Source organism: Pseudonocardia ammonioxydans, assembly GCF_900115005.1.
Taxonomy (GTDB): Bacteria; Actinomycetota; Actinomycetes; order Mycobacteriales; family Pseudonocardiaceae; genus Pseudonocardia; species Pseudonocardia ammonioxydans.
On record NZ_FOUY01000103.1, the window covers coordinates 1 to 6,080 of the forward strand.

The window sequence follows — 6,080 nt, forward strand, 5'->3', positions numbered from 1 at the left end:
CAGGGCTACCCCCGGGTCAAGGAGATCATCATGCAGGACCTCGGCGCCTCGCTGATCTACCTGCCCAGCCACGCCGCGGACTTCCTGTCCCCGCAGGTGCGGCCCTACCTCGACAAGTACGTGCGCGGCTCGAACGGCTACGAGGCCGTGGACCGGGTCAAGCTGATGAAGCTGATCTGGGACTCCATCGGCACCGAGTTCGGCGGCCGCCACGAGCTCTACGAGCGCAACTACTCCGGCAACCACGAGGGCGTGCGCGCCGAACTGCTCGGCGCCGCCGAACAGTCCGGCATGGCCGGGGCGATGAAGGGCTTCGCCGAGCAGTGCCTCGACGAGTACGACCTCAAGGGCTGGACCGTGCCGGACCTGGCCAACAACGACGACGTGTCGATGTTCGGCCGCCGCTGACCCCTCCCGTCGCTGACCTTCCACAGTTGACATCCACAAGGGACACACCATGACCACCACACAGCCTTCTCCCACCGCCGCGGGATCCGGCAGCTCGGCCACCGAGGCGTTCCGCGCCGCCCGGTCCACCGCCTCCGGCCCGTCCGGCGTCGCGCCCGAGCGGGTCTCCGCGGTCCTCACCTCGCTGCTGGCGGGGATCCACGAGACCATCCGGTCCGAAGAGGTCACCTACGACGAGTTCCAGGCCGCGAAGCAGTTCCTGATCGAGGTCGGGGAGGGCGGCGAGTGGCCGCTGCTGCTCGACGTGTTCGTGGAGCACGTGGTCGAGGACGTCGCGTCCCGGACGCAGAGCTGCACCAAGGGCTCGATCCTCGGCCCGTACTACCTGCCCGGCCAGGCCCGCCTCGAGTCGCCGGCCACGTTGCCGCAGCGTCCGGACGAGCAGGGCACCGTGCTGGTGTTCTCCGGGCAGGTCCGCGACACCGGCGGCAACCCGCTGCCGGGTGCCGAGGTCGACATCTGGCAGGCCGACGAGCAGGGCTACTACTCCGGGTTCGCCCCGCACCTGCCCGAGGGCAACCTGCGCGGCGTGGTCGTCACCGACTCCGCCGGCCGGTTCGAGATCCGCACGATCGAGCCCGCGCCGTACCAGATCCCGACCGACGGCCCGACCGGGAAGATGATCGAGGCCGCGGGGTGGCACCCGTGGCGGCCCGCGCACCTGCACCTGCTGGTCAGCGCGCCGGGCATGCGCACCATCACCACCCAGCTGTACTTCCGTGGTGGCGAGTGGCTCGACAGCGACGTCGCGACCGCGACCAAGCCCGAGCTGATCCTCGACCCGGCCGACGCCGGCGACGGGACCCACACCGTCGAGTACGACTTCGTGCTCGAGCGCCCGTGAGGACCGGCGCCGGGACCGGTGAGTGCGGTCCCGGTCCCGGCGCCTCCCACGCCGCCCCCTTCCCGAACGGAGAACTCCCGATGAGCGAGATGCGGATCGACCGGGTCGAGACCGTGATCGTCGACATCCCGCTGCGCCGTGCCCACCGGTTTGCCCGGGCCGGCATGGACGCCCAGCCCGTGCTGTACGTCTTCGTCCGCACCGCCGGTGGGGTCACCGGCGTCGGCGAGGGAGTGGTGCCCGGCGGGCCGTGGTGGGGCGGCGAGTCCGTCGAGACCATGCAGTTGATCGTCGAGCGGTACCTGGTGCCGGTCCTGGTCGGCCGCCGGGTCGACGACGTCGCCGGCATCCTGCGCGATACCGCCGATGTGGTCGCCGCGAACCTGTTCGCGAAGACCGCCGTCGAGGTCGCCCTGCACGACGCCTGGGCCCGCCACCTCGGCGTGCCGGTGCACACCCTGCTCGGCGGCCCGGCCCGCACCAGCGTGCCGGTCACCTGGGCGCTGGGCACCGAGTCCGCCGGGACCGTCGTCGAGGAGGCCCTGGCCAAGCTCGACACCGGGCTGCACACCTCGTTCAAGCTGAAGATGGGCGCGCAGGACCCGGCCGCCGACGTCGACCGGATCACCACCGTCGCCGAGAAGCTCGCCGGGGTCGCCGGGGTGCGGGTCGACATCAACGCCCGCTGGGACCGGCTGACCTCGCTGACCCACCTGCCCGGGTTGGCCGCCGCCGGCGTCGAGATGATCGAGCAGCCCGTTCCCGGGCACGACATCGACGCGATGGCCGCGATCAGCGCGGCCCTGCCGATCCCGGTCATGGCCGACGAGAGCCTGCGCACCCCGGCCGACGCGCTGCGGCTGGTGACCTCCCGGGCCGCCGGGATCTTCGCGATCAAGACCACCAAGTCCGGCGGCCTGCGGGCGGGCCGGGCGATCGCCGAGGTGGCCGCCGCGGCCGGTGTGCCCTGCTACGCGGCGACCTCGATCGAGAGCCCGGTCGGCACCGCGGCGTCGCTGCACGCCGCCTGCACCAGCCCCGCCACCGGGTGGGGGAGCGAGCTGTTCGGTCCGCTGCTGATGGCCGAGGAGATGCTCGTCGAGCCGCTCGTCTACGACGCCGACGGCCTGCACCTGCCCGAGGGGCCTGGGCTCGGTGTCGAGCTCGACCCCGACAAGATCCGCGCGTTCCGGAGGAAATGACGATGCTGTTCCACGTCCGCATGGATGTCGCCATCCCGCACGACCTCGACCCCGAGCGGCGCACCGAGATCGTCACCGAGGAGAAGGCCCGCGCCCTGGAACTGCAGCGTTCGGGCGTGTGGCCGCACCTGTGGCGGGTCGTCGGCGAGTACTCCAACATCAGCATCTTCGACGTGGGGTCCGGCGACGAGCTGCACGCGCTGCTGTCGTCACTGCCGCTGTTCCCGTACATGAGGATCACGGTCACCCCGCTGGCGACACATCCCTCCGACCTCAAGGCGCAACCGTGACCGCCGCGCTGGCGCAGCGTGCCCCGGTGCGGACGCCGCTCTGGTACGGCCTCGACGAGGTCCCCGCCGACCTCGGGCCGAGCGTGCTGACGATCGGGGTGTTCGACGGCCTGCACCGTGGCCACCGGCGCCTGGTCGACCACGCCCGCGACGTCGCCGACGAGCGCGGCCTGCCGCTGGTGCTGGTCACGTTCGACCCGCACCCCGCCCGGGTGCTCGGCACCGGCAAGGACACCGCCACCCTGAGCTCGCTCGAGCACCGGGCCGAGCTCGCCGGCGCCGCCGGTGCGGACGCCGTGTGCGTGCTGCGCTTCACCCGCGACCTGGCCGGGCTGAGCCCGGAGGAGTTCGCCCGGCACGTGCTGGCCGGGGTGCTCGACGCGCGCGCCGTCGTCGTCGGGGTCAACTTCACCTTCGGGGCGAGGGCGGCCGGCGACGTCACCACCCTGCAGCAGCTCGGCGCCGGTCTGGGGTTCACCACCCACGCCGTGCCGCTGCTGCAGGCGGTGGACGCGCCGTGCTCGTCCAGCTATACACGGCGGTGCCTGCGTGCCGGGGACCTCGACGCCGCGACCCGGGCACTGGGCCGCCCGCACCGGGTGGACGGGCGCCGCAGCGGGAACCTGGTCACACTCGACCCGGACACGGCGGTGCCGCCACCCGGCCGGTACCACGCGGACGTGAACGGTCGCGCCACCGTCGTGCGTGTCATCGACGGGGTGGGTGTCGCCGACGGGGCGGGTGCCGCGGCGCCGGTGCTGCGGATCGACGCCGGACCGGCCGGTGACGGTCCGGTCGCGGTGACCTTCCACGGACGAGCGGAGGGAGAACGATGAGCGAGCTGGAACAGCGGATCGCCCGGCTGGAGGCGATCGAGGCGATCCGCGACCTCGACGCCCGCTACTGCCGCGCGCTGGACGACGGCGACTGGGACACCCTGGTCTCGCTGTTCACCGACGACGGCGAGTTCGTCGGCCTGTCCACCGCCCGTGGCCACGCCGAGCTGCGCACCTTCTTCGCCGGCCTCGCCGACGCCGGGCTCACGGCCTTCTGGCACCACGTGACCAACCTCGAGATCACCCTCGACGGTCCGGACACCGCCCGGGCCCGGTCGTTCCTGTGGCAGCCCTGCGTGCAGGACGGCGAACCGCACATCGCGGCCGGTCGCTACACCGACGTACTGCGCCGGGTGGACGGCGCGTGGCGCTACGTCACCAAGCAGGTGACGTTCGACTACTTCGTCCCGCTCACCGACGGCTGGGACCACGGCCGCTTCACCGTCGCCTCCGCCGCCGCCACCTACCCCGGAAGGCCCTTCGCATGACCGCCGGCATCGCCCTGCACCACCGGATCGACGGCCCGGACGACGCGCCCGTCCTCGTGCTCGGCCCGTCGCTGGGCACCGACCTGCACCTGTTCGACGCCCAGGTCGCCGCGTTCGCCGACCGCTACCGGACCCTCCGCTTCGACCTGCCCGGGCACGGCGGCACCCCGGCCGTGGACGGGCCGTACACGATGGCCGGCCTCGCGCAGAGCGTCGTCGCGCTGCTGGACCGTCTCGACATCGACCGCGTGCACTACGCCGGCGTGTCGATCGGCGGCGCGATCGGCCAGCAGCTCGCGCTCGACCACCCCGGCCGGGTGCTGAGCCTGACCGCGATGGCGTCCGCGGCCCGCTTCGCCGACCCGGCCGCGTGGCCGGGCCGGGCCGCCACGGTCCGCGAGAACGGCACCGAGGCCATGGTCGCCAGCCGCCCCGGGACCTGGTTCGTGCACTCGTTCGCCGGCACCGACGAGGCGGAGCGCCTGCTGGCGATGCTGCGCGCCACCGCGGCCGAGGGCTACGCGGGGTGCTGCGAGGCGATCTCCACGTTCGACCTGCGCGACCGGCTGGGCGCGATCGCCGTGCCGGTGCTCGCGATCGCCGGCGCCGACGACCCGGCGACCCCGCCGGACATGGTCAGGGTGATCGCCGACGGTGCCCCCGACGGCCGGTTCGAGACCGTCGCCGACTCCGCGCACCTGCTCAACGCCGAGAAGCCCGAGCAGGTCAACGAGCTGCTGGCCGCGCACCTGGCCTCGGTCGGTGCGGACCGGCGCTGACGAGAAGCCGACAGGGAGCTGAGATGGACACGGGGGCCGGCAGCCGGCGGAGCCGGCGGGGCGGGAACAACAAGGTCGTGGCCTCCGCGGCGGAGGCGGTCGCCGACATCGGCGACGGGGCGTCGATGGCGGTCGGTGGCTTCGGCATGTGCGGGGTCCCGACGGTGCTGATCGCGGCGCTGCTCGAGCAGGGTGCGACGGACCTGGAGACGATCTCGAACAACCTGGGTGTGGACGGGTTCGGGCTGGGCACGCTGCTGGCGGCCGGGCGGATCCGGCGCACGATCGGCTCGTACGTGGGCAACAACAAGGAGTTCGCCCGCCAGTACCTGGGCGGGGAGATCGAGCTGGAGCTGACCCCGCAGGGCACCCTGGCCGAGCGGTTGCGGGCCGGTGGCGCGGGGATCGCGGCGTTCTACACCCCGGCCGGGGTCGGGACGCTGGTCGCCGAGGGCGGGTTGCCGTGGCGCCACCATCCGGACGGGTCGGTGGCGGTGGCCTCGCCGGCCAAGGAGGTCCGCGAGTTCGACGGGGTGTCCTACGTGCTCGAGCGGGCGCTGGTGCCCGACTTCGGGCTGGTGCACGCCTGGAAGGGCGACCGGCACGGCAACCTGGTCTACCGGCGCTCGGCGCGCAACTTCAACCCCGACGCCGCCGCGGCCGGCACGGTCACGATCGCCCAGGTCGAGCACCTGGTCGAGCCGGGTGAGATCGCCCCCGACCACGTGCACACCCCCGGCATCCACGTCGAACGCGTGGTGCACGTGCCCGATGTGGACAAGCCGGTCGAGTTCAGGACGGTGCGGTGATCATGACTCTCACGCGTGAGGAGATGGCGGCGCGGGTCGCCGAGGAGCTCCCGGACGGCTCGTATGTGAACCTGGGGATCGGGATGCCGACGCTGGTGCCCGGCTACATCCCCGAGGGCCGCACGGTGGTGCTGCACTCGGAGAACGGGATCCTCGGGGTCGGCCCGTACCCGGCCGACGACGAGGTCGACGCGGACCTGATCAACGCCGGGAAGGAGACCGTGACCGTCAACGACGGCGCGGCCTACTTCGGCTCGTCGGACTCGTTCGGCCAGATCCGGGCGGGCAAGCTCGACGTGGCCGTGCTCGGCGGGATGGAGGTCGCGGCCAACGGTGACCTGGCGAACTGGGCCGTCCCCGGCAA

General features: G+C 72.9%; 9 protein-coding genes. All 9 read left to right on the forward strand.

What is annotated here, in order from left to right; genetic code table 11:
- Window positions 1–408 (forward strand): 4-hydroxyphenylacetate 3-hydroxylase C-terminal domain-containing protein (locus tag BM093_RS33955; RefSeq protein WP_281248759.1); only part of this gene is annotated, 408 nt, incomplete at its 5' end.
- Between the two features lie 49 nt (window positions 409–457).
- Complete coding sequence (gene catA / locus BM093_RS33960) at window positions 458–1,312, forward strand: catechol 1,2-dioxygenase (protein ID WP_093357311.1); 855 nt, start codon at window positions 458–460, stop codon at window positions 1,310–1,312.
- A gap of 80 nt (window positions 1,313–1,392) precedes the next feature.
- The gene (locus BM093_RS33965) at window positions 1,393–2,514 is read left to right on the forward strand and encodes a muconate/chloromuconate family cycloisomerase (protein ID WP_093357314.1); all 1,122 of its coding nucleotides are present in this window, start codon (window positions 1,393–1,395) and stop codon (window positions 2,512–2,514) included.
- Window positions 2,515–2,516: 2 nt separating this feature from the next.
- Window positions 2,517–2,804 (forward strand): muconolactone Delta-isomerase, encoded by a 288-nt coding sequence (catC, locus tag BM093_RS33970; protein ID WP_093357317.1) that lies wholly within the window; start codon window positions 2,517–2,519, stop codon window positions 2,802–2,804.
- The gene (locus BM093_RS33975) at window positions 2,801–3,640 is read left to right on the forward strand and encodes an adenylyltransferase/cytidyltransferase family protein (RefSeq protein ID WP_093357321.1); all 840 of its coding nucleotides are present in this window, start codon (window positions 2,801–2,803) and stop codon (window positions 3,638–3,640) included. Before catC ends, BM093_RS33975 begins: the two co-directional genes overlap by 4 nt.
- Complete coding sequence (locus tag BM093_RS33980) at window positions 3,637–4,128, forward strand: nuclear transport factor 2 family protein (protein WP_093357327.1); 492 nt, start codon at window positions 3,637–3,639, stop codon at window positions 4,126–4,128. Before BM093_RS33975 ends, BM093_RS33980 begins: the two co-directional genes overlap by 4 nt.
- Window positions 4,125–4,907: a 3-oxoadipate enol-lactonase gene (pcaD, locus tag BM093_RS33985; RefSeq protein WP_093357331.1), complete on the forward strand. Its 783-nt coding sequence runs from the start codon at window positions 4,125–4,127 to the stop codon at window positions 4,905–4,907. The genes BM093_RS33980 and pcaD overlap by 4 nt, the downstream gene beginning before the upstream one ends.
- A gap of 23 nt (window positions 4,908–4,930) precedes the next feature.
- Entirely contained in the window at window positions 4,931–5,716 is a 786-nt protein-coding gene (locus BM093_RS33990) for a CoA transferase subunit A (RefSeq protein ID WP_093357335.1), read from the forward strand.
- Window positions 5,717–5,718: 2 nt separating this feature from the next.
- Window positions 5,719–6,080, forward strand: a 362-nt coding sequence (locus tag BM093_RS33995) for a CoA-transferase (protein WP_281248760.1), incomplete at its 3' end; no start/stop codon positions are given.